We start from the raw sequence: 23,520 nt of genomic DNA on the forward strand, positions 1-23,520 counted from the left end.
TGGCAACACGAATTATGCGAAAAACAACTTTACGGTAATCATCTTATAGAAGCCATTAGTAAAATTTTGGATAAAACATTTCAAAGTTGTGTGATATAAAGGCCAAACCTATATTATATCATAGTTACATCCCACAAAACAATTTGAGTCTATAACTAAGTGTTAAATGTTATTTTTAGATTTTTTGTACGATACTATGTTTAGATATCCATTTTCATTTTAGACACATTTATCTCCGGAGTCAAATCGGATAAAAACATTTGGAAAATTTCCCTAAAAAAAAAGGTATAAGACGTCCTCCTGTCTGTAAACAGCGTCAGAAAATTGTTAATCGACATAATAATGTAAGGTTTATATTACGTTTTAAATAATAAATAGCTTAAAACTAGTCGCATTTCTGAAATTTAAATTTTATAAATCTTTTACTCCTAGAAAGTTACATTTTCGTTCGATAAACAGCATTAAACTTTAACATTATTATTCAATAGTTTAAGGTAAAAAATACAAACAGATTTCTATATTTGAAGACCAAATTTACTATTTTTTTAACCCTAAAACCTACATTATGAAGCAATTCTACCTACAAATTGCGGCGTGTTTTGTTGTGGCAACTAGCTATGGCAAAAACCCAGAAAATGCATTACGTGCAAACACTTTTGATGACAACCTTAGTACATCAAACACAACATTTAATAGTGAAGACCCAATTAATTTCGGGTACTTTGAATTGACCTTAGAAAGTGATGCTAAGCGTGACGTTACGGAATTCTACTTTTATGAACAATCAACTTACGGTTTAGATCCTGGTTATGATGCCGGAGTGATGGGCAAAGCGGCGTCTTCTTTCGCCATCTATTCAAAGCTATTGGATCCTGGAGACTATGCCCATGTTGATCTTGCTATTCAATCATTACCTTTTAAATGTTTAAGTGAAGAAACTATTATTCCATTAGGCGTTAATATGGCTCAAGGCCTCTCTGCAAGTATTAAAATTTCTAACCAATATATTCAATCTGAAATTGAAATTATATTGGAAGACACACAACTGAACACCCAAACGCTGCTTACTGAAGGTTCTTATACATTTACTGCTGATACTGCACTGTTAGGTGTAGGTCGCTTTAATATTATAATCCGAAACACTACAACAGTTGAAGAAGAAACGACTCCCACCGAAGAAGAACTAGTACCTGACCCTGAAAACTCTTTAACAGCACTTAAAATATTTCTTTCGAAAAATGAGAAAGCAATAACTATAAAAGGAGACGTTGTACAAAATACAACTCTAAAGCTTACTGACCTACAGGGCAGACCTGTCTTAGATGCTGTATTGCAGGGTAAGAAAATGAATAGAATCAATGTATCAAATTTAAAACCTGGCATTTATATTATTATACTTCAGGAAAATTCTAATAGAATTACCAAAAAAGTAATTCTAAATTAAGCCCACCAATTTATCCATTCAAAAATCCAGTCATTTTGTTATAAATGACTGGATTTTTCGTTTAAAACAGTCTGTATTTTATAAAAAAATGTATTTCAACGAGTATTTATTCCGTAGGACTTTAATAGTTCATTAGATTTATATGTGTTAGTACTTTTGTTGTGAGCATTTGACATCGTGTTACAATAAACAACTTAAAAGAAACCCCAAATCCCTTCAACACAACCGATTGGATTATTATCCCTCAAATTAAAATCTTTTTCACTGATCAATGTTATACCGATGAGTTGCTCAATAAACAATAAATACATTAACAAATTAAAATACCTACTATGAAAAAACTCTACTTCATTTTATTAGCGTTATTAACTGTAAATTTAGGATACGCTCAAATACCTGTCGATCTTGCAGCGATAGAGGCCATTAACATTATAGGCCCAACATCTACTAACACAGCAGGTAATGTAACTGCAACCGGATTTCAGCGCGGCTCAGGCGTTACACGTACAACTGATGGTTCACATGATGGTTTTATGTCCAAAGGCTTTGACAAAAAGGGATTGTCACCAACTATTGCTCAAAATAAATTTATTAAATGGTCGGTGGGAGCGACAGCTGCTGATTATTCGATAACTATTTCTGATATTAGATTGGCCCTAACGAGAGGCAATACAGATGTCGCAACCAATTTCACAATCGAATACAGCACCGATAATCAGTCAACCTGGAATCTTCTTGGTAATGGATCGCATGGGTCTCAACTAACAAATGAAAGATTTATATTCAGCACATCCATAACATCTACTTTTGGTGGAACAGTTCATTTTCGTTTATATGCTTATGATGAACAGAAAGGCAATGGAGAGGATGGCCCTTACGGTATTGGAAAACTTAATACTTTATTTGACACTAATAATTTAATGCAAAACCCAGGCATTTTAATGAGGGGCACAGTCAATTTTGATGGCTTGGAATATAATGATGGGGTTTGGACGCCACTTACTTCAAATGGACCAAGCAGTTCAACAGGCGATAAAAATGTAATCATCAAATCAGGTACTTATATTGTAGGGGGATTAACAGGTATCAATAAAGATATTCAAGTTAAAAACATGAGGTTGTTTCCAGGCACTCAGGTTATTGTACCAGATACTGCAAGTGTTATAGTAAATGAAAGTCTATACCTCCAAGGCGGTGAATTTATACTTAATTCTTCCTCTACAAAGTATTCTAGCCTTATTGTAGAAGACGGGGTTGATGGCGAAGTAACCTATAAAAGACATGTAAATAGTTCAGGGAACGATTTAATTTCTGCACCTGTCGTTGGACAACGTTTCGATAAGTTTGTAGAGGTAAATACGAACATAAAAAGCTCAACCGATGGTTCATTATTACTTTTCGGGCCTTACAAAAAAAATCCTGGCACATATGAGTTTTGGACCCCAACCACTAAAACTCAGCTACTATCAGCTCAGGGCTATAGAGCGGGATCAACAGACAACGGCACTTTTACCTTCAAGGGTACAGTTAATACAGGAGACCTTCCAAGACCTATACTTTATAGTGCAGGTTCAGCTTCTTCGAGATGGAACTTAATTGGGAATCCATTTCCGTCCTATTTAAAGGCTTATGAATTTTTAGATCACAATCTTGATCAATTGGATCCGGATGTGGCGGCAATCTATGGATATAATGCTGGTACCGCCACTACTAATACTTGGACTGTCTGGAATTTGGCCAACTTACCAATAAAAGGGAACCCTTCCTTAACTCCAGGTCAAGCTTTTTATGTGGCTGCACAATCTAATGGCGGAACAGTCGATTTTATGGCAGCTTGGAGACGTACCGCAGAGGGTTATACAGATGGTAAAGATGACGATTTTATATTAGGTAGACCAGGAAACTCAAAGCTTGCACATACGGAGCTAAAGATCAGTAATGGTACCAACTCATTCAAGACTGAACTTTATTTTAACGATAAATCCACTAAAGCTATGGATGTCGGGTATGATGCTGTAATTTTTGGAGAGAAGGCACCAAGTTTCTCAATTTACTCCCACCTTGTAGAAGACAATAAAGGTTTGGATATGACAATTCAGTCTTTGGCTTATGAAGATTTGTCCAATGAAATAGTGATTCCAATCGGCATCAATGCTACAAAAGGACAACAGGTTACAGTAAGCTTACAAGAAACAGTTTTTCCAGAAGGAACCGAAGTGTATTTAGAGGACAACGTAACTGATACATTCACATTATTAACGAATTCAGATTATAAATTTACAGTGAATTCTACTCTTAAAGGTACGGGGCGTTTCTTTCTAAGAATATCAAATAGAACCTTAAGTGAGGAGGAAACGTTTATGAGTAACGGCTTACAGATTTATTCTAAATTGAAGACGGTTTACATTAAAGGCGTATTATTAGAGCCAACTAATGCAACCATCTATGACATTCAAGGCAGAGTAATAAGTTCTACAACTTTAAAAGCTGGTTCAAATGATAATCAAATAAATTTACCTCAAGTTACATCTGGTGTTTATATCGTGAAATTAACAAGTAAGAGTCAAGAAAAATCACAGAAAGTGATCATAAAATAAGATACTTATTTACTAATATTCTAAAAAAGTCCAATTTACATAAAATGTAGATTGGACTTTTTTTTGAATAAATTTTGCCCCACACCTATTAGTTTAAAATTTTTTCTGCAATTAACAATATATGCTTCTTTTTAGAATTAGAAGTGGTGTATTAACATAAGATTTTTCAACAAAGAGTTATCGTATGAAAAATTACAGACGATTTTTGCGCTATGCACTCTAAAGCACAACATCAATATACATTTCTTAATGTTAAACTATTAATTTTGTATATTACTGAGAATCTAGTCAATAAATTATAATGTTATCACATCATGGGTACTAAATCTTAGTGTAAAATTGTTATAATTCATAAACATGCTTATATTTGCAGTATATATTTATAGTATGAAAAAGGAACCTATTAAAAACGAAATCACAAGGAAGGAAGCGTTGTCTCGCATGGGCAAATATGCGGCATTAACAGCCATAGGCACGTTTGCGATTCTACAACCTTTAAAAGCTCAAGAGACATCATTACCACCAGGCGGAACAGGTGATGATACTTTTCCTATAGATACACCGTGAGTAAATATATAATCTAGTACACTGGGTTGACCTGAGAAGCCTATTGGGTTAATCAATGTTTAAAGAAAATACATTGAGCGAAATTTGTTCTCCGAGATTTATTGTCCAAATTAACGACAGTTTTATATTTTGGTTTGAAAGATCTAATCAATACCTCGTTGTTTCTAAAACTATAAATGATTTGTTAGGCTTGTTCTTTGAAACTACTAACAAATCTTCTTTTTTAACGGCATGTATTGATCAAAATATCTCGCTAGAGGAGGCCCATACTATCTACGATGATATACATAAGCTCATCAAACAAGCCAATACATCTGCAGATCAGAACTCAGCAAGTGTCCTCATACCAAAGATTGCTACGCCTATTGTTATAAAACAATATCTTTTAAAAACTTCTTCAGTCATCATAAACTACGGAACATTAGAGCTCGAAAAATTTATACATCCGCAATGGGCGCATGCATTAACTAAAAAGAAAAATTGTGATCATACTACTACTTTTGATGTGTTTAAAGTACAAGACCACAATTTTCTTTTTGTCAATAAAAAATATATTAAGCATTACCATGCAAATGAATCGCATGTTTTAGCTGGGCAAATTAATTTACAAATTATAAATGCCTTATATGCTAAAGAAGAATCAGACTGGATGGCCACCTTTCATGCCTCAACGGTTTGTAATGACCAGGAAGCTATCATGATAATAGGCGCATCAGGCAATGGAAAGAGTACACTTTCAGCAGTACTTATGGCGTCTGGAATAGATGTTTTAGCTGATGATTTTACGCCACTTTTAGCTGAGAACAAAGAAGTCTATCGGTTTCCGTCAGGAATTTCAGTTAAAGTAGGCGCATTTAACATGTTAAAAGAGCTCTATCCAGATTTTGAGGAGTACCCATTGGATGTAAGTACTTCTAAAAATGTACCTATACGATATATTCCTCCCATAAAAAACCTTGAGTCTGGCACTAGCCACCTACCTTGTAAAAAAATTGTATACGTACATTATAACCCTACCGCAATTTCCAGCATGGAAAAAATTAGCACAGCGAGAATCCTGGAAACCCTAATTACCGAATCATGGCTGTCCCCATTGACTTCAAACGTGGAACTCTTTTTGGACTGGATTAAGGATTTACAATGCTATGAGCTTATCTATTCAGATAATGAGATGGCGGTTTCTAAATTTAATGAGTTATTCGGTTCTTAAACACCAATTAACGTGAATTCTTCTATCTTTGAAACAAGAATAATTATACACAATTGGCAAGATCAACTCCTTTTACTACGTTACAGATTATTGCAGATATTTTAAGTTTTAATACTCCTCAGCAGATACTCTCAGAACAGTTACAAAATACCAAGATCAATTGGGACGCCGTAGTGGTTATCAGCAGTAATCACTTGATGCTTCCAGCCCTCTATTGTAGACTAAAATCTAAAGGTCTACTCCCATATATTCCAACAGATCTTCAAAATTATTTAGAAGAAATTACTGATATCAATAGAGCTAGAAATGAAAAACTATTAAAGGAAACTTATATAATTTCAGATATCCTTAGCAAGGAAAATATAGACCACGTTTTCATCAAAGGCATTGCCTTAATTGCCAGTTCAACTTATGAAGATATGGGAGAACGTATGATTGGCGATATTGACATTCTTGTCGCTGACAATCACATAGAACATGCATTTGACTTGATTAATAAGCTTGGGTATACAAAAACCATCACCTACAATTACGACAACAAAAATTTACGTCATTTACCAAGACAGATTTCTGAACATAATTTTGGGGCCATCGAACTACATCGAGAAATTCTTAGATTTAAATTTAAACATCTTATTAATCCCGTTGAGGTCCTAAAAAACAAACGTATTATTAATGGCATTTCCGTGCCCTCTATTGACGACTCAATAAAAATTAGCATCCTTGCACTCCAAGTTAATGATAATGCTCATTATTTAGGAAATATGCATCTCAAATCTATATTTGACTGTATAAATTTAAAACTTCCTCAAAACAAAAAATTACTTCATATCCTATCAAAAGAAAAACATGCCAATTCCTTTCTACATATTTCTAACCTGTTTTTTAAAGAACTATACGCCAGAAGGCCATTTTATACTTCAAAATTTTTAAGAGGATACTTCCGTTTCAAACTTCAGCGACCTAAATTAGGTTATAGAATTAACCATATCTTAAAAACTTATAACACCTATACTGCAAGTCTATTGCGATTTTTGACGAATAAAAGTTATAGAAGCTACGTTCTAAAATTATTTCTTGTGAGGGAAAATTAATAATCTTAAAAACTTACATGTCCTACTTGGTATTTTGGAAGTAATGGATTACTTTTGTCCCCAAAGATTTTTTTTATGAAAAAGGTATTTATATGTTTACTCATTTCGATAATGGCGTATACAGTTCAGGCTCAGAGATTCAACAGTTATGAGAATAATTGGAAGATAAGTGCAGGTTTAAATGCAGTTGGTAGTTTAGGTACTAGAAATCCTGTAGAGAGACTTGACGAATTTGGATTTCGATTTCCATTAGCTTTTGCTGTTGAGCGTCAATGGTCAAAAGAATTGGCCTTGGAACAAGACATAACATTTAACGGATTTAAATCTGGACAAATATTCGACAATGTAGCATCCGATAAAAAAATAGCTTATTTTTCAACTAACACAACTCTTAAATGGTATTTTACGGATTATCTATTTGATGCAGAATGGCTAGATTTATATGTAGGTGGCGGTGTCGGTCTCTTTTATATGGATGATTTTAATACCTCTGCAAATCTAAGTGCAGGTGCTCAATATTGGTTCAACCAAAATTTTGGAGTAAAACTTCAATCAACTGGAAAATTTGCAGCCAACCCAAAGAATCACCGCTATGCTAATAATCACTTTCAATATGTGCTTGCAGCAGTATTCCGTTTATAATTACATAAGTATATTTTAAGCTTAGACTATTTAAAGTTAAACGGGCCTTAGAAAAAAATTCTAAGGCCCGTTTTTTTTAATACTATTCCACTTTGTATAACAAAAATTAACTTATTATATAAATTAGATTCTGATTAAGACTTTTAGGTTTATAAAGCTATTCGTTCTCTATTTTTTTATGCTTAACTTATATGTGACTTTAGATAGCTATGCTTTTGTATAGCTTCTTGATTGCATTTAAAGATGTTGGCTATGAAACTAACATAAAAGAGCTTATAGACGCCATAAGCTACTACTAATAAAACAAAAAACGCTCAAGTAAACTTGGCAAGGGATTGTAGATCCCAAAGCGTTCCTCCCGATGGCTATCGGGATGAAAGTAGTTCAAACGAAAAAACGCTCAAGCAAGCTTGGCAAGGGATTGTAGATCCCAAAGCGTTCCGCTTTGAAAGTAGTTTAAACGAAAAAACGCTCAAGCAAGCTTGGCAAGGGATTGTAGATCCCAAAGCGTTCCGCTTTGAAAGTAGTTTAAACGAAAAAACGCTCAAGCAAGCTTGGCAAGGGATTGTAGATCCCAAAGCGTTCCGCTTTGAAAGTAGTTTAAACGAAAAAACGCTCAAGCAAGCTTGGCGTTTTTTCTTATTAAACTACTTATTCGTGACCACGGAGGGATTCAAACCCACGACCGCTGGAGCCGAAATCCAGTGCTCTATTCAGCTGAGCTACGTGGCCAATATATCCCCGCGAAAGCGGGGATCTCTTTAAAGCTAACCAGCTTAAACTTTTATATTATATTTTCGTCTTTGCTGACCTAAACTTCTACTTCTGATATTCCGATAGAATACACAGTAAACTGTTAATCTAAGCCAATTTGGCTCTTACGATATTAGATATTGTCTTTCCATCAGCTTGACCAGCTAATTTCTGGTTGACAATGCCCATCACTTTTCCCATATCTTTCATTCCTTCAGCACCTGTGCTAGCAATAGTAGCCACAACCACTTCTTCAATCTCAGCTTCACTTAATTGTGCTGGTAAAAACTGACTGATGATCTCAGCTTGAGCCAATTCAGGTTCTGCCAAATCTGATCTATTTTGCTCTGTAAATATAGCAGCACTATCCTTACGTTGCTTTACCAACTTTGACAAAATTTTGATTTCCTGTTCCTCAGAGATCCCCTCTTTAGATCCCGACTCGGTTTGAGCCAATAAAATTTCAGATTTAACTGCTCTTAGAGCCGCCAATGCCTCTTGGTCCTTACTCTTCATCGCCGCTTTCATTGCTGTCATTAAATCTTCTTGTAAACTCATAGTTGATCAACTTTTAATGCTGCGAAGATAATAAAAACTATGTAGTCTTTAGACTAAGCGGGATGGGATAATTTCAATTTATAGCAAAAAAAAAATTCAATTGCAATGTTACTACACGGCTTTGTGAGAATCAGATCAGTAGCAGACCATAAATATATTATGAAAAAAACCCGAAAAACATATTGCTTTTCGGGTTCTTAATTTGAAAACAAGATTGCTATTAATCTACGTTATCATGCAAAAAAGAATTGTTACTTCTTAATTGAATATCGTCATTATCATCAGTGCCAACCGACATTCTTGAAGCATTGAGCTCTGTTGAATGTCTTCGCTCATCCAAATGTACGCCCTGTCTTTTATAGGCTGGTTCCTTCTCTATTTCCTCAACCTTTGCAGAATTGAATTTATAGTTGAAATCTTTCATTTTACGTCTTCGTTCATCAGCGCGATCTTTTAACATGTCTGAAATTGGACTGTTCATTGGATCAATTTCTTCAGGAGCAGACGTTTCTTCATCATTTTTAATCACTTTTCTTTCAAAAACGATGTCTTCTTCAACCTCAGGTTTTTGCTTGGTTCTCGTTTTGTTCAATGAGGATTCATATGTGGTAAAATCTTCTAGCGCATAACGTTTTTCACCATTTTCATCGGCTCTTGTTACAGGAATAATTTCCACATGATCATTCACATTAATATCTTTTGTCGTCTCGTCTAAATCAAATAAAACCTTTTTCTCTTCTTTCGGCGTTTCTTCAATATTTTGGTTAAAGAGTGGCAAGTCGAACGTTAAAGTAATTTGCTGCTCTTCTTCAAAGCTTTCCTTTGGAGCCTCGGCTTTAACGGGTTCAATAGGTGTGATAATAAAATCATCTTCGTCTTCTTCCTCTGTACGATCCAAAACTTCGTCATAAACCACATTAAGGTTTTTGATAAACTCAGTGGTAGGAATGAGGCTCATATTTAAATTTTCCTTTTTTTCCTCTTCAATCTTATCTTCCTCGACTAATTTATGAACCACAACCTTCTCTACTTCCTTCTCCAAAACAATTTCTGGCTTAATGATAGCTGGCTCACGTTCCTTAACTTTAACATCGTTACTGTCGTCTTCTAAGGCGTGAATGACTTTCTTGGCTTCTGTGTTTGAAATCTCATCTTGCTGTTCAATGTCGAATCCCGTAGCAATGATAGTTACAGAAATTGATTCTTGCAATGATTCGTCTTCTCCTACACCCATGATGATATTGGCACCATGTCCTGCTTCATTTTGAATGTGATCGTTGATCTCGCCAATTTCATCAATAGTAATTTCCTGAGCACCAGAAACGATGAGCAATAATACGTTTTTGGCTCCAGTAATCTTATTATCATTTAATAATGGAGAATCTAAGGCTTTCATTATAGCTTCCTGTGCACGTGTTTTACCAGATGCTGTTGCAGAGCCCATAATTGCGGTTCCACTATTACTTAAAACGGTCTTAGCATCGCGCAAATCGATATTTTGCGTGTAGTGGTGGGTAATCACTTCAGCAATACCTCGAGATGCGGTGGAAAGTACTTCATCAGCTTTAGAGAAGCCTGCTTTAAAACCTAAATTACCATATACTTCACGAAGTTTGTTATTGTTGATTACCACCAATGAATCACAATGACTTCTCAAGGTTTCGATACCTTTTTGTGCTTGTTCATTTCTGGTCTTACCTTCAAATTGGAATGGCATAGTAACGATTCCAACAGTTAAGATTTCCAACTCTTTAGCCATTTTTGCAATAACGGGAGCGGCTCCAGTACCGGTACCTCCACCCATACCGGCCGTAATAAATACCATTTTAGTATTGGTATCCAACATGCGACGAATATCTTCCAAACTTTCTAGCGCTGCCTGCTCACCCACTTCTGGATTGGCACCAGCACCTAGACCTTCAGTTAAATTAACACCTAATTGAATTTTATTTGGAACCCCACTATTGTGAAGTGCTTGGGAATCTGTATTACAGATCACGAAATCAACGCCTTTGATTCCTTGTTGAAACATATGGTTTATTGCATTGCTTCCGCCACCACCAACTCCTATCACTTTGATGACGTTGGATTGGTTTTTTGGCAAGTCGAATGCGATATTTCCAAATTCATTTTTATTGCTCATAATGTTTTGGGTTTTTCTGGATTCTTAATTAATAATTGTAATTCCTTTTTCGCAGATTACTATCTGCCGCTTTTTTTATTTTTCTGTTGAGACCGCTAATCATCCTACACTTAAGACAGATAATTATCTGCCTCTATTCGGCGTTATCTAAAAAATCTTTAACACGCTCAGTTAATTTGTCTAAAAATGTGCGACGCTCTTTTTTTAATGGAGGCGTCAACCCTGGCTCTTCTTCAATTGTTGGATCAGGCGCTTCCATATTCTCAAGGTTCTCCTCTTCTACTTCAGCCGCAGCCTTTTCTATTCGTTTGCGTTCCTGACGCTTTAGGCCGTCCATTACCAAGCCTACTGCAGTGGCATAAAGTGGACTCGCGATTTCTTCATCACTATCTCCTGCCAGATGCTCATTAGGGAAACCTATTCTGGTGTCCATACCGGTAATGTATTCTACCAACTGCTTTAAATGTTTAAGTTGTGCGCCACCACCAGTCAATACGATACCTGCAATTAATTTCTTCTTTTGCTCTTCATGACCGTAGTTCTTTATTTCTACATACACCTGCTCAACAATCTCCACCACACGGGCGTGAATGATTTTGGACAGATTTTTAAGAGTGATTTCCTTAGGTTCTCTGCCTCGCAATCCTGGAATGGAAACAATCTCATTATCCTTGTTTTCTCCTGGCCACGCTGATCCAAATTTAATTTTTAATAATTCCGCCTGCTTTTCAATTATTGAACAACCTTCTTTGATGTCTTCAGTGATGACGTTCCCGCCAAATGGAATGACTGCTGTATGACGGATGATGCCGTCTTTAAATACCGCTAAGTCTGTCGTTCCTCCACCTATGTCAATTAAAGCCACACCCGCTTCTTTTTCTTCTTGACTCAATACCGCGTTGGCTGATGCCAAAGGTTCTAGGGTGATGCCTTCAAGTTCTAATCCGGAGCTTTTTACACAACGTCCAATATTTCTGATGGATGATACCTGGCCAACCACCACATGGAAATTAGCTTCCAAACGTCCGCCATACATTCCAATTGGTTCCTTAATTTCGGCCTGTCCATCAATCTTGTATTCTTGCGGTAACACATGAATAATTTCTTCTCCTGGAAGCATCACCAATTTATGCACTTGATTGATAAGGCGGTCAATATCTTCTTCATCAATAACTAATTCAGAATTGGCGCGAGTGATATAATCACTATGCTGCAAACTTCTGATGTGCTGTCCCGCTATGCCAACAGTTACTTCTTCAATTTTCTGCCCACTTTCAGCTTCAGCTTCTTGAATAGCCTGTTGAATAGATTGAATAGTCTGGGTTATATTATTAACCACCCCTCTATGTACGCCTAAACTTTTAGCTCTACCAATCCCTAAAATTTCGGCTTTGCCATAGTCATTTTTACGACCGATCATAGCAACAATCTTTGTTGTTCCTACGTCTAATCCTACTGAAATTTTATTATTCTCCATCCTTTACTTTTTGGTACATATCACCTGTTTATCAAATCTGAGATTGACGGCGCTGTAATTATTTAACGTTCCATCTTTCAATGCCTTTTGATAGAAAGCCTTAAGATTATTTATCTTTTTATCCAGTTTATCTGTCGATCCTAACTGCACTTTAAAGTCATTCAATCTAAATTGTAGATCAATACTTTTATTTTCATTCTGATGAATTTCTGTAACGTGTTTTCTTAAAAAGTCGTCACTTTGAACTTTTTTAGCCACATGAAACACATTGTACAGCTCATTTTTGGTCACATAACCTGTAACCAAAGGTACTCTAGAACTGTAATTTGTTGATAACGGCATGTAGGAACCTTCATCATCAATGTAGTAAGAGGCATTTGTGCTGACTCTTGCAATGGGTTTCTTTTGTTCTATTTCTGCAGTCAATGTGCCGTCAACATTGATGTACACTTGTGCCTGCTTAATCATGACATTGGCGTTCAGGGCAGATTCCAAGTCGTTCAAATCTATAATTTCTTTGGGCATATTAGAAACACTCTCATGATTTTGTATTAACAACTTACTAACAGTTTCATGAGTTACAAATAAATTTTCATCGCCCAAAAATTTTATGTTTGGCTCACTCACCTTTCTTGCAGAATTCCTGATAGAGGAAAACGCAAAGAGAAATGCTACCAATACAAGCAATCCTATGACTTTTATATAGTTATAATTAATTTTCAAGTTGCAACGCCTGTTTAATATGTTTGACTTGTTCACCTATATCTCCGGCTCCAATGGTCAGAATCACGAATGCATCTGAAGCCACAATTTCTGAAATCAACGCTGATTTCTGGACTAATTTTTTAGTACTATTTTCTATCTTGTTCAATAACCATTCTGAGCTAATTCCTTCCATAGGCAATTCTCTTGCCGGATAAATATCGAGCAACTTAACGTCATCAAACTGCGACAAGCTTTTGGCAAAATCATCAGCAAAATCTCGAGTTCTACTAAACAGATGTGGCTGAAATACCGCCAAAACCTTTTTTCCTGGATACATTTCTCTAACCGCGTGATGCACTGCGTTAATTTCTTCTGGATGATGGGCATAATCATCTATATACACCAAATGGTCAGTTTTAATATGATAGGTAAAGCGCCTTTTTACCCCTTTAAAAGATGCTAAAGCGTTGGCGAGCTGATGGTGAGGGATACCGTATTCTACAGTCATCGCCAAGGCCATTATAGCATTCGACAGGTTATGTCTTCCAGGTAGGTTAAATGTAAAGTTGTGCAGTGTTCCGGTTGGCGTTTTCACGTCAAACACATAACTGCCATTGGTAATCTCTATATTTTGAGCGGAATAGTCCGCATCATCTTCAATTCCGTAAGTAATACCTTCTAAGGGCAATCCATTTTTAACAAAGAGTTTTCCAGTAGGTTTTAATTTCTTGGTAAATTCTATAAAAGATTTGGTTAACTCCTCTGCTTCCCCATAGATATCAAGATGATCAGCATCCATAGAGGTAATGCCCGCCATATCTGGAGAAAGCGTTAAGAAAGAACGGTCAAATTCATCAGCCTCTACTACGGTAACCTCAGTACCATTTGATATGAAATTTGAATTATAATTCTCACTGACACCGCCCAAAAAAGCAGTAACTGGAACATTACATGCATATAACAGATGTCCTAATATACTCGTAGTGGTGGTTTTTCCGTGCGTGCCCGCCACCGCCAAACAAAATGTGTTATTGGTGATTTCTCCAAGTACAGCAGAACGTTTACACACCTCAAAACCTTGATTCTTAAAATAATTATATTGTGTATGGTTTTTAGGAATTGCTGGCGTATATACGATTAATGTATCGTGTTTATCAAAAAATACTGACGGAATCTTACTCACAGAATCTTCAAAATGAACCTCCACCCCAAGATTCTCCAAAGCCTCACTAATTTCAGTTTTAGTTCTATCATAACCCGCCACCAATTTGCCTTCCGCTACAAAATAACGCGCAAGCGCACTCATCCCGATGCCTCCGATGCCGATGAAATAAACGTTATGTACTGCTTTTAAATCCAAGTTTCTTCTCTATTCTTTTTATCTTCTCTCTATAATCTTCTCTCTATTCTCTTCTCTCTATTCTCTTCACTCTATCCTCCCTACGCTCCATTCCCCGTCCTCAACAACTTCTCCACCTCATCAACAATATCTTTGGTCGCATTTACCAATGCCAATTTTTTTATATTGGCACGTAATTGCTGTTGCTTTTCTGAAGAGGCCACCAATTGGGAAAACTTATTTTTGAAATCGACTTCCAAATCGGCTTCTTTTATCATTAGTGCTGCATCTTTTTCAACTACAGCCATAGCATTTTTAGTTTGATGATCTTCGGCCACATTTGGTGACGGAATAAAAATAACGGGTTTCCCAACCACACATAATTCTGAAACTGAACTTGCCCCTGCTCTAGAAATTATAAAATCTGCCGCAGCATAGGCCAAATCCATGTTATTTAAAAAAGCATGCACTTGTACATTTTCATAACCATTATACTTTTTATAAGTGTCAAAATACAACTTGCCACATTGCCAAATAACCTGAACATTTTGGGATTGAAAAAATTCCAATTCCTGCTCAATTAATTGATTGATTCGTCTGGCTCCCAAACTTCCACCTAAAACCAATAGGGTGTATTTCCCATGCTTTTGATTAAAGGTTTCCTTTCCTAAAACTAATTTTGCATCAATTTGCAACAAATCTTGGCGGATTGGATTTCCTGTCTTAATCAGTTTATCCTTAGGAAAAAAACGTTCCAAGCCATCATAGGCCACACAAATTCTATCTACTTTTTTTCCCAACAATTTATTAGTTATGCCTGGAAATGAATTCTGTTCTTGTATCAAGCTTGGAATTCCTTTTGAAACCGCCATTTGTAATAAAGGACCGCTAGCAAAGCCCCCCGTACCTATAGCCACATCAGGCTTAAACTTCATTATGATTTTTCTCGCGCGAAGCAAACTCACCACCAATTTCGCTGGAAAAGCCAAATTCTTTAAGGTTAATTTACGCTGAATGCCAGAAATCCATAATCCCTCTATCTCATATCCGGCTTGTGGTACCTTTTCCATTTCCATCCGGTCTAGAGCGCCCACAAAAAGAAACTTCGCTTCCGGAAAACGCGATTTCAACTCGTTAGCTATAGCAATTGCAGGATAGATATGACCTCCTGTGCCGCCTCCTGAGAGAATGATATGATATGGTTTCTTTTCTGTCACTTCTGTTTTTAATCTTTTACAAATAATCTCTTTTCTCTATTCTCTCTTCTCTCTTCTCAATTCAACACCTTAAATCGCTTCACTCAATATTTCCAACGGATTGTCCAATCCTTCTTCTTGTTCTTTTAACTCCTCTCGTTTCGCACTTACACTTAAAATGATGCCAATTGCCAAACAAGTCATCCAAATGGAGGTTCCTCCACTACTAATTAGCGGTAAGGTTTGACCTGTAACTGGAAACAGCTCCACCGCAACTGCCATATTGATAAAGGCTTGAAACACGATGGGCAACCCAACACCTAAGACCACTAATTTGCCAAATACCGTTTCTGATTTTTGAGAAATAATAACAATTCTGAATAACATCCAACAATAAACCGTCAAAATAACCAAACCACCAATAAGACCATATTCTTCAACGATTATGGCGAATATGAAATCAGACGACGATTGTGGCAAAAAGTTTTTCTGCATACTCTTTCCCGGTCCCAATCCTGTAATTTCTCCTGTTGCAATGGCAATTTTTGCTTTTTCAATTTGATAATCGGCTTCAGTATCTTCACCATTCGAAAAGTTCTCAATACGACTCATCCACGTATCAACACGGTTGGGCATAACTTCAGGAAAGGCTTTTGCTGTCAACACAAACAATGCCAAGACCACCATACCAGTACCAATGATTACCGCCAAGTAACGAATAGGGTAACCGCCAATAAAAGTCAGCATCATTACCATGGCGAACATGATGGCAGCTGTTGAAAAATTAGCAGGCAAAATTAAGATCAGGACAAAAAATACCGGGAGCCATAACGGCAATATAGATTCCTTAAATGTGATAGGCTTACCATGAATTTTTGACAGGTAGCGTGCCACATAAACCATGAGTACTACAGCGGCCAATGTGGATGTTTGAAATGACATCCCTACAATGGGTATTTGAATCCATCTACTGGCATTAGCGCCATCAATGGTTGTGCCTTGAAACATGGTAAGCACCAAAAGAATGAACACTATAGGCAACATTACAATAGACAAGCCTTTAAAATAACGATACGGCACGCGATGCACACCGTACATAATTGCAAACCCGAGAATTAAATGCATAAAATGCTTTACAAAAAAAGAAAAGGTACTGCCAGAACTCGTAGTATATGCCAAATTACTAGAGGCACTGTACACCGGAAGAAATGAGAATATTGCCAACAATGCAACAATTGCCCAAATCAATCGATCTCCTTTTATATGTGATAACAAATTACTCATAGTTTAACTTCCACCTAAGGGGTACTATCAATTTTACAAACTTCTTACGGCATCTTTAAATTGACGTCCTCTATCCTCATAACTCTCAAACAAATCAAAGCTTGCACATGCTGGAGACAACAATACCGCATCACCTGTTTCAGCCAATTTGTAGGCAATTTTCACGGCTTCACTCATATATTGAGTTTCCACAATAGTATCTACCATACCTCCAAAGGTTTCCATCAATTTCGCATTATCTACGCCAAGACAGATAATCGCTTTTACCTTTTCATTTACAAACTGAAACAATTCTTTATAATTATTGCCTTTGTCAACTCCGCCTACAATCCAAATTGTTGGAGACTCCATAGACTCTAAAGCATAATACGTAGCGTTTACATTGGTTGCCTTGCTATCATTGATGTATTGAACTTTATTAATTTTTAAGACATGCTCCAATCGGTGCTCTACACCCTGAAAATTTTCTAAGCTTTCTCTAATGGTCTGCTTTCTAATTTTTAATAGATGTGCAACTGTTGATGCTGCCATTTGGTTTTTAATGTTGTGCTTACCCTCTAAGGTTAAATTGTTTGTTGGCATAATTATTTGATTATTATCTATCGTTATTTTTATTTCTTCTTTATCTAAATAGGCACCATTTTCAATGATTTTAGTTAATGAAAACGGCAATAATGTGGACTGAACTTTATTTGATTTAAGCCATTCTGAAATGACCTCATCATCTGCATCGTAAATCAGGTAATCATCTTTGGTTTGGTTTAAAGCGATTCTAAATTTTGAGGCGATGTAGTTTTCAAACTTATAATCATATCTGTCTAAATGGTCTGGCGTGATGTTCAATAAAATGGCGATATGCGGTTTGAAATTGACGATATCATCCAATTGAAAACTACTGATTTCGAGTACGTAGTTGGGGTAATCCTGCTCCAGCACCTGTTGGGCGAAACTTTTCCCGATATTTCCGGACAAGCCAACTTCCAATTCCTGTTTTAAAATATGATAAATCAAGCTTGCTGTAGTTGTTTTTCCATTACTACCCGTTACCCCAACAATAGTAGCGTTAGTGTAATTTGCTGCAAACTCAATTTCAGAAACGACTAAAATTCCGTTTTCCCTGATCTGCTTTACCAACGGCGCTTTATCAGGAATACCCGGACTTTTCATCACGAGGTCAGCACTCAGAATTTTTGATTCCGTATGCGACCCATCTTCAAATTCAATCTCATTATGTTTAAGAACGTCTTTGTACTTTTCTTTAATTTTTCCCTTATCTGAAAGAAACACGTCGTAACCCTTTGCTTTCCCTAAAAGCGCAGTTCCTACTCCACTTTCTCCTCCTCCTAGAATTACCAGCCTTTTCATTTTCGATTTACGATTTTAGATATACGACTTTTGATTTACGATTTACGATTTCGGATTGTTTTGATAGAGGTAACTATAATTGACAAAATCTCATTTGCTTCTGCATGCAATTGTTTTAACTCTGCACCCTCTTTTTCAGAAACATCTAAAAACAACTTCAAAAAAACTTACTCTCATCAGTTTCGTCCTCTACAATTTTTAACTTATTAATAAAGTTTGCATTACTTTTTACGCTACAATGACAATCCCAATTTTTAATATATACTTCGTAAATTCACTCTATCTAATTTTCAAGGTTACTATGGACACAATAGCCAGTAAAATTCCAATAATCCAGAATCGGGTTACAATTTTACTTTCATGATACCCCGATTTTTGATAATGATGATGCAAGGGCGACATTTTAAAAATCCGTCTTCCTTCTCCATATTTCCGTTTGGTATATTTAAACCAACTCACCTGCATGACCACTGATAAATTTTCAGCTAAGAAAATTCCACACAATACAGGAATCAACCATTCTTTACGAACTGCAATAGCAATTACAGCAATAATTCCTCCAATGGTTAAACTACCCGTATCTCCCATAAAAACTTGGGCCGGATAAGTATTATACCATAAAAATCCAATCAATGCACCCACAAAAGCCGCTATATATATGGTAATTTCTTCCACCCTGGGGATAAACATTATATTCAGATATTCAGAAAAGATAATATTCCCTGAAAGCCAAGCAAATATGCCCAGCGTGAGCACAATGATGGCCGATGTCCCTGCGGCTAAACCATCAATGCCATCCGTCAGATTCGCGCCATTCGAAACGGCCGTGATGATAAAAATGGTGACCAAAATAAAAATGACCCAGGCGTATTTTTCTAGACCAGAATGAATCCAGGTAATTAAATTCGCATAGTCAAACTCATTTTCCTTAACAAAAGGAATGGTAGTTTTAGTCGATTTTTCTTCTGCCATAAACAGTTTTGAAGGTTCCACATTAGGATTCTCGGCTAAGATTACTTTTTGCTGCGCAATTGGCAGTTTTTCTTTTATGGTGACATTATCATTAAAATACAAGGTTGCACCCACTATAATTCCCAAACCAACTTGCCCCAATACCTTAAACTTCCCTTTTAATCCTTCTTTATCCTGTTTAAATTTCTTTATGTAATCATCAATAAAACCGATGGTTCCCATCCAAAGCGTGGTCACTACCAATAAGATGATATAGATATTATCAATTTTAGCAAATAGCAAAACAGGAATAAGGGTCGCAATTATTATAATGATTCCGCCCATGGTTGGCGTTCCCGCCTTTTCCACTTGACCTTCCAACCCTAAATCTCTAATGGTTTCTCCTACTTGCTGTTTTTGTAAAAATCTAATAATGCGCTTTCCATATATCAATGAAATTAGTAACGACAAAATGATGGTCATGGCCGCTCTAAAGGTGATAAACCCGAGCAGGGAAGAACCAGGAAAATCAAAGTGTTGTTTTAAAAATTCAAAGAGGTAAAAAAGCATTTTTTAGTTTTAATGGTTGGTTATTGACTCGCCCGGACGTTAATCTAGGAGAGGTAATTTGTTGGTTAAGAACAGTTTATTCTTTATTCTTTATTCTTTATTCTTTATTCTTTATTCTTTATTCTTTATTCTTTATTCTTTATTCTTTATTCTTTATTCTTTATTCTTTATTCGCTGTTCGCTATTCTATTTCCCCAATTGCTTTAGCACTTCATGGACAATTTTGTAATCATCAAAATCCGTTCGAACCCCCTTTATTTCTTGATAGGTTTCATGCCCTTTACCGGCAATAAGGATAATATCATTAGGCCGGGCCATTTGGCAAGCCGTTTTAATAGCCTGCTTTCTATCTGTAATAGATACTATCTTTCTATAATTTTGAGGTTCTACGCCTTTCTCAATATCTTCTATGATGGTTTCAGGAACTTCACTTCTGGGGTTATCACTAGTAAAAATCACTTTAGTACTTAGGGCAGAAGCAATATGCCCCATTTTAGGACGCTTCGTTTTATCTCTATCTCCACCACAGCCTACAACCGTTATCAATTCTTCGTTTTTTGTACGAATCGCATTTATCGTTTCCAATACATTTTGCAAGGCATCTGGAGTATGTGCATAATCTACAATAGCGGTAATCTTTTCGTCAGATATCAAATATTGAAAACGTCCTGAAACACTTTCCAACTCGCTTATTAACCGTAAATTTTCTGTTTTTTCTAGTCCCAACAATTCTGCGGTAGCGTATATGGCCAACATATTATAGGCATTAAAATTGCCAATCAATCGGGTCCACACCTCTTGATCATTGATTTTCAACAATAGTCCTGTCAGTTGATTTTCTAAAATCTGCGCTTTATAGTCTGCATAAGTTTTTAAAGCATATGTATATTTCTTAGCTTTTGTATTTTGAAGCATGACCAAGCCATTCTTGTCATCAATATTGACCAAGGCAAATGCGCTTTTTGGAAGATTGTCAAAAAATGATTTTTTCACATCCCGGTATTCCGCAAACGAAGCATGATAGTCTAAATGATCATGAGACAAGTTGGTAAAAATACCACCTTCAAAGTGCAAGCCTTCCGTTCTATATTGATGGATGCCATGCGAACTCACCTCCATAAAACAATATTCTACACCCGCCTCACTCATCAACCTTAAATATCTATTAATGGTTAACGAATCTGGCGTGGTATGTGTCGCCTTATGCTCAGTAACGTCTACCATCACTTTTACTGTAGAGAGTAAACCCACCTTAAATCCCGCTTTTTTAAACAAATGGTACAAGAGTGTTGCCACCGTTGTTTTACCATTGGTTCCTGTTACACCTACCAGCTTTAAATTTTCTGAAGGATTCTGATAATAGTTAGCCGCCATAAATGCCAAAGCCCTACTGGCACTTTCTACAGCGATATACGTTATACCATTTTGCGTTTGCTCTGGTAAATTTTCACAAACTACCGCTATAGCACCTTTTTGGATAGCCAAGTCTATATATTGATGTCCATCTGTAACACTGCCCTTGATGGCCACAAATACGTCACCTTGAGATATGTTGCGCGAATCGAAATGGATAGCATTGACTTCTACACCCGTATCCCCAACAACGACATTGATGGTTACCTTATATAATATGTCCTTTAACTGCGCCATTAGATATTGAGAAAAACTTCTTGATTTCTTTTTATTTTATTTCCTTTTTCTATGGATTGTTTTTTAACGACGCCCACCCCTTCAAGTTTTACCGTTAGACCCATATTTTCCAATAAGGCTACAGCATCCATGGTTGGCATTCCTGTAACATCTGGCATGATGGTCTTATAGGTTTGAGCGACGTCATAGTATGCTTCAAAATCCTTTTCAACAATGGTGTTCTGAATTTTTAAGGTTTCAACTTCATCAGTAATTGGGGTGTCCGTAAATATTTTTTGAGCAATTTTCTTAAATACAGGTCCAGATACATCTGCACCATAATAGCCTACGCTTTTATCTGGCTCATGGATGACCACGATGCAAGAGTACTTGGGGTTATCAGCCGGAAAAAACCCTGCAAAAGAGGAGATGTAACTTAACTTATCTTTATTGGCATAATCTTTTTGACATGTACCGGTTTTACCCGCCATTGAGAAATTAGGCGAGTACAGCTTGCTGCCAGTACCACGTTCCACTACATTTTCTAACAATTTCTTTACTTTATCTACCGTTTCTTGAGAACAGATTCTCGGATTTATAACTTCCTTTTTAAATGGTACAATGGTTTGATCAAACTCACGTACTTCACGCAAAAATTGTGGTTTAACCATTTCGCCATTGTTAGCAATAGCGTTGTAGAATGTTAATGTTTGCAAAGGTGTGAATGACACTCCATAACCATACGCCATCCATTGTAACGCAATACCACTCCACCGCCCATTCTTAATTCTCGGATCTGGAATGATAGGTTCAGGCTCTCCAACAATGGCCAGGTCTAAACTATTATTTAAATTCATTGCATAAAGCCGATCAATAAATTTGCTCGGATTATCCTTATATGCTCTATCTATGGCCGCCACAATTGCGGTGTTGGAGGACACTTCAATCCCTCTAGCCACAGATATTTTTCCATAACCACCATGTTTGGAATCTCTTACTTTTTTTCCGTAAAAGCTTAACACACCTTTTTGGGTATCCACCACATCACTAGTATCTATAACCTTATCTTCCAATGCGGCAGTTATAGCCATAATCTTGAAAGTTGACCCAGGCTCATTACTTTCCCCTACCGCATAGTTTAACCGTTCATAATAATGTCCATTGGCATTCCGGCCCAAATTGGAGATTGCTTTGATTTCGCCTGTTTTAGTTTCCATAACAATCACACTACCATGATCAGCCTTATACTTTTCGAGCTGCTCCAATAAGGCATGATGGGCAATGTCTTGAATATTAACATCAATGGTCGTATAAACATCATAACCATCTTTAGGCTCAATTTCATTGTAATCTGCAATAGGCTTCCATTGGCCTTTACCAATTTTTTGCTTCATGCGATGTCCATTAGTACCTCTCAAATATTTTTCTCCAAAAGCGCCATCAATACCTGCCCGGGTAACATACCCATCTTCATCAATACGTTCATATCCAATAGATCGCTGTGCAATACCCCCCATTGGGTGCTCACGCTTGGTAGTTTGCTCAACAATAAGTCCGCCTCTATAAGCGCCAAGATTTAACAATGGGAAATTTCGTAGCCGTGTATAATCCGTATAGTTGATATTGCGTGCCAGTAAAAAATACCTATTTCTGTTCACTCGTGCTTTGCGAAGTTCTTTTTGATAATAACTAGAAGATTTTCCAGTATAGCGAGATAAAGAATCACTTAATGGTTTCAGATATTTTTCGAAGGTTTTGTTCGTTGGCGTTAAGGCATCAAACCGAATGTCATATTTTGGGATTGAAGTTGCCAATAAACTACCATCAGAAGCATACACATTTCCACGATTGGCAGGAATAGTCACATTTTGAACGGTACGTTTCTCAGCTAACTCGCGGTATTTGTCTCCCTGCACCATTTGGATGGTGAACAATTTAAACACCACCGCCAAGGCAATTACAAACATAACGCCTGCAACAAAATACAATCGGTTCA

Annotated in this window: 17 protein-coding genes and 1 tRNA gene; 6 read left to right on the top strand and 12 right to left on the bottom strand. The window is 36.6% G+C overall.

The window, feature by feature from the left end; all coding sequences use genetic code 11:
• The first annotated feature begins 565 nt into the window (after positions 1 to 565).
• The 6 genes from BXY82_RS01500 (at position 566) to BXY82_RS01525 (ending at position 7,554) form a co-directional block, all read left to right on the top strand.
• Positions 566 to 1,444 (top strand): T9SS type A sorting domain-containing protein, encoded by an 879-nt coding sequence (locus BXY82_RS01500; RefSeq protein WP_133756416.1) that lies wholly within the window; start codon positions 566 to 568, stop codon positions 1,442 to 1,444.
• Between the two features lie 332 nt (positions 1,445 to 1,776).
• The gene (locus BXY82_RS01505) at positions 1,777 to 4,041 is read left to right on the top strand and encodes a T9SS type A sorting domain-containing protein (protein ID WP_133756417.1); all 2,265 of its coding nucleotides are present in this window, start codon (positions 1,777 to 1,779) and stop codon (positions 4,039 to 4,041) included.
• Positions 4,042 to 4,428: 387 nt separating this feature from the next.
• Positions 4,429 to 4,608 (top strand): hypothetical protein, encoded by a 180-nt coding sequence (locus tag BXY82_RS01510; RefSeq protein ID WP_133756418.1) that lies wholly within the window; start codon positions 4,429 to 4,431, stop codon positions 4,606 to 4,608.
• Between the two features lie 55 nt (positions 4,609 to 4,663).
• Entirely contained in the window at positions 4,664 to 5,818 is a 1,155-nt protein-coding gene (locus BXY82_RS01515) for a hypothetical protein (RefSeq protein WP_133756419.1), read from the top strand.
• 53 nt (positions 5,819 to 5,871) lie between these two features.
• Entirely contained in the window at positions 5,872 to 6,912 is a 1,041-nt protein-coding gene (locus BXY82_RS01520) for a nucleotidyltransferase family protein (protein WP_133756420.1), read from the top strand.
• Positions 6,913 to 7,023: 111 nt separating this feature from the next.
• Positions 7,024 to 7,554: a hypothetical protein gene (locus BXY82_RS01525; protein WP_133756421.1), complete on the top strand. Its 531-nt coding sequence runs from the start codon at positions 7,024 to 7,026 to the stop codon at positions 7,552 to 7,554.
• A 658-nt stretch (positions 7,555 to 8,212) separates the two neighbouring features.
• On the opposite strand, the gene BXY82_RS01530 is transcribed toward BXY82_RS01525, so the two are convergent.
• The 12 genes from BXY82_RS01530 to BXY82_RS01585 all read right to left on the bottom strand — a co-directional run bounded on the left by BXY82_RS01530 (position 8,213) and on the right by BXY82_RS01585 (position 23,491).
• Positions 8,213 to 8,286 (bottom strand) — tRNA-Arg (locus tag BXY82_RS01530).
• 129 nt (positions 8,287 to 8,415) lie between these two features.
• Complete coding sequence (locus tag BXY82_RS01535) at positions 8,416 to 8,865, bottom strand: GatB/YqeY domain-containing protein (RefSeq protein WP_133756422.1); 450 nt, start codon at positions 8,863 to 8,865, stop codon at positions 8,416 to 8,418.
• Positions 8,866 to 9,085: 220 nt separating this feature from the next.
• Positions 9,086 to 11,008, bottom strand: coding sequence for a cell division protein FtsZ (ftsZ, locus tag BXY82_RS01540; protein ID WP_133756423.1), 1,923 nt, complete (start codon positions 11,006 to 11,008; stop codon positions 9,086 to 9,088).
• 133 nt (positions 11,009 to 11,141) lie between these two features.
• Positions 11,142 to 12,485, bottom strand: coding sequence for a cell division protein FtsA (gene ftsA / locus BXY82_RS01545; protein WP_133756424.1), 1,344 nt, complete (start codon positions 12,483 to 12,485; stop codon positions 11,142 to 11,144).
• Positions 12,486 to 12,488: 3 nt separating this feature from the next.
• A complete protein-coding gene (locus tag BXY82_RS01550; RefSeq protein WP_133756425.1) occupies positions 12,489 to 13,208 on the bottom strand; it encodes a cell division protein FtsQ/DivIB in 720 nt (239 codons plus the stop codon).
• Positions 13,198 to 14,550 (bottom strand): UDP-N-acetylmuramate--L-alanine ligase, encoded by a 1,353-nt coding sequence (gene murC / locus BXY82_RS01555; protein ID WP_133756426.1) that lies wholly within the window; start codon positions 14,548 to 14,550, stop codon positions 13,198 to 13,200. Before murC ends, BXY82_RS01550 begins: the two co-directional genes overlap by 11 nt.
• An 80-nt stretch (positions 14,551 to 14,630) precedes the next feature.
• Positions 14,631 to 15,746 (bottom strand): undecaprenyldiphospho-muramoylpentapeptide beta-N-acetylglucosaminyltransferase, encoded by a 1,116-nt coding sequence (gene murG, locus BXY82_RS01560; protein WP_133756427.1) that lies wholly within the window; start codon positions 15,744 to 15,746, stop codon positions 14,631 to 14,633.
• A 69-nt stretch (positions 15,747 to 15,815) separates the two neighbouring features.
• Complete coding sequence (locus BXY82_RS01565; protein WP_133756428.1) at positions 15,816 to 17,009, bottom strand: FtsW/RodA/SpoVE family cell cycle protein; 1,194 nt, start codon at positions 17,007 to 17,009, stop codon at positions 15,816 to 15,818.
• Between the two features lie 33 nt (positions 17,010 to 17,042).
• Complete coding sequence (gene murD, locus BXY82_RS01570; RefSeq protein WP_133756429.1) at positions 17,043 to 18,374, bottom strand: UDP-N-acetylmuramoyl-L-alanine--D-glutamate ligase; 1,332 nt, start codon at positions 18,372 to 18,374, stop codon at positions 17,043 to 17,045.
• 279 nt (positions 18,375 to 18,653) lie between these two features.
• Positions 18,654 to 19,895, bottom strand: coding sequence for a phospho-N-acetylmuramoyl-pentapeptide-transferase (gene mraY / locus BXY82_RS01575; RefSeq protein ID WP_133756430.1), 1,242 nt, complete (start codon positions 19,893 to 19,895; stop codon positions 18,654 to 18,656).
• Positions 19,896 to 20,081: 186 nt separating this feature from the next.
• Entirely contained in the window at positions 20,082 to 21,545 is a 1,464-nt protein-coding gene (locus tag BXY82_RS01580) for a UDP-N-acetylmuramoyl-L-alanyl-D-glutamate--2,6-diaminopimelate ligase (RefSeq protein WP_133756431.1), read from the bottom strand.
• The gene (locus BXY82_RS01585; protein ID WP_133757386.1) at positions 21,545 to 23,491 is read right to left on the bottom strand and encodes a penicillin-binding protein; all 1,947 of its coding nucleotides are present in this window, start codon (positions 23,489 to 23,491) and stop codon (positions 21,545 to 21,547) included. Before BXY82_RS01585 ends, BXY82_RS01580 begins: the two co-directional genes overlap by 1 nt.
• Positions 23,492 to 23,520: the final 29 nt, after the last annotated feature.

The sequence above is a fragment of the Gelidibacter sediminis genome (assembly GCF_004364975.1).
Classification (GTDB): Bacteria; Bacteroidota; Bacteroidia; order Flavobacteriales; family Flavobacteriaceae; genus Gelidibacter; species Gelidibacter sediminis.

What these genes read in the sequence shown, in the direction of transcription:
- BXY82_RS01525 (WP_133756421.1), top strand. Translation starts at nt 7,024, where the DNA reads ATGGCGTATACAGTTCAGGCTCAGAGATTCAACAGTTATGAGAATAAT.
- ftsA (WP_133756424.1), bottom strand. Translation starts at nt 12,485, where the DNA reads ATGGAGAATAATAAAATTTCAGTAGGATTAGACGTAGGAACAACAAAG.
- BXY82_RS01580 (WP_133756431.1), bottom strand. Translation starts at nt 21,545, where the DNA reads ATGGCGCAGTTAAAGGACATATTATATAAGGTAACCATCAATGTCGTT.
- BXY82_RS01505 (WP_133756417.1), top strand. Translation starts at nt 1,777, where the DNA reads ATGAAAAAACTCTACTTCATTTTATTAGCGTTATTAACTGTAAATTTA.
- BXY82_RS01510 (WP_133756418.1), top strand. Translation starts at nt 4,429, where the DNA reads ATGAAAAAGGAACCTATTAAAAACGAAATCACAAGGAAGGAAGCGTTG.
- BXY82_RS01535 (WP_133756422.1), bottom strand. Translation starts at nt 8,865, where the DNA reads ATGAGTTTACAAGAAGATTTAATGACAGCAATGAAAGCGGCGATGAAG.
- BXY82_RS01500 (WP_133756416.1), top strand. Translation starts at nt 566, where the DNA reads ATGAAGCAATTCTACCTACAAATTGCGGCGTGTTTTGTTGTGGCAACT.
- ftsZ (WP_133756423.1), bottom strand. Translation starts at nt 11,008, where the DNA reads ATGAGCAATAAAAATGAATTTGGAAATATCGCATTCGACTTGCCAAAA.
- BXY82_RS01565 (WP_133756428.1), bottom strand. Translation starts at nt 17,009, where the DNA reads ATGAGTAATTTGTTATCACATATAAAAGGAGATCGATTGATTTGGGCA.
- BXY82_RS01585 (WP_133757386.1), bottom strand. Translation starts at nt 23,491, where the DNA reads ATGTTTGTAATTGCCTTGGCGGTGGTGTTTAAATTGTTCACCATCCAA.
- mraY (WP_133756430.1), bottom strand. Translation starts at nt 19,895, where the DNA reads ATGCTTTTTTACCTCTTTGAATTTTTAAAACAACACTTTGATTTTCCT.
- murD (WP_133756429.1), bottom strand. Translation starts at nt 18,374, where the DNA reads ATGAAAAGGCTGGTAATTCTAGGAGGAGGAGAAAGTGGAGTAGGAACT.
- BXY82_RS01515 (WP_133756419.1), top strand. Translation starts at nt 4,664, where the DNA reads ATGTTTAAAGAAAATACATTGAGCGAAATTTGTTCTCCGAGATTTATT.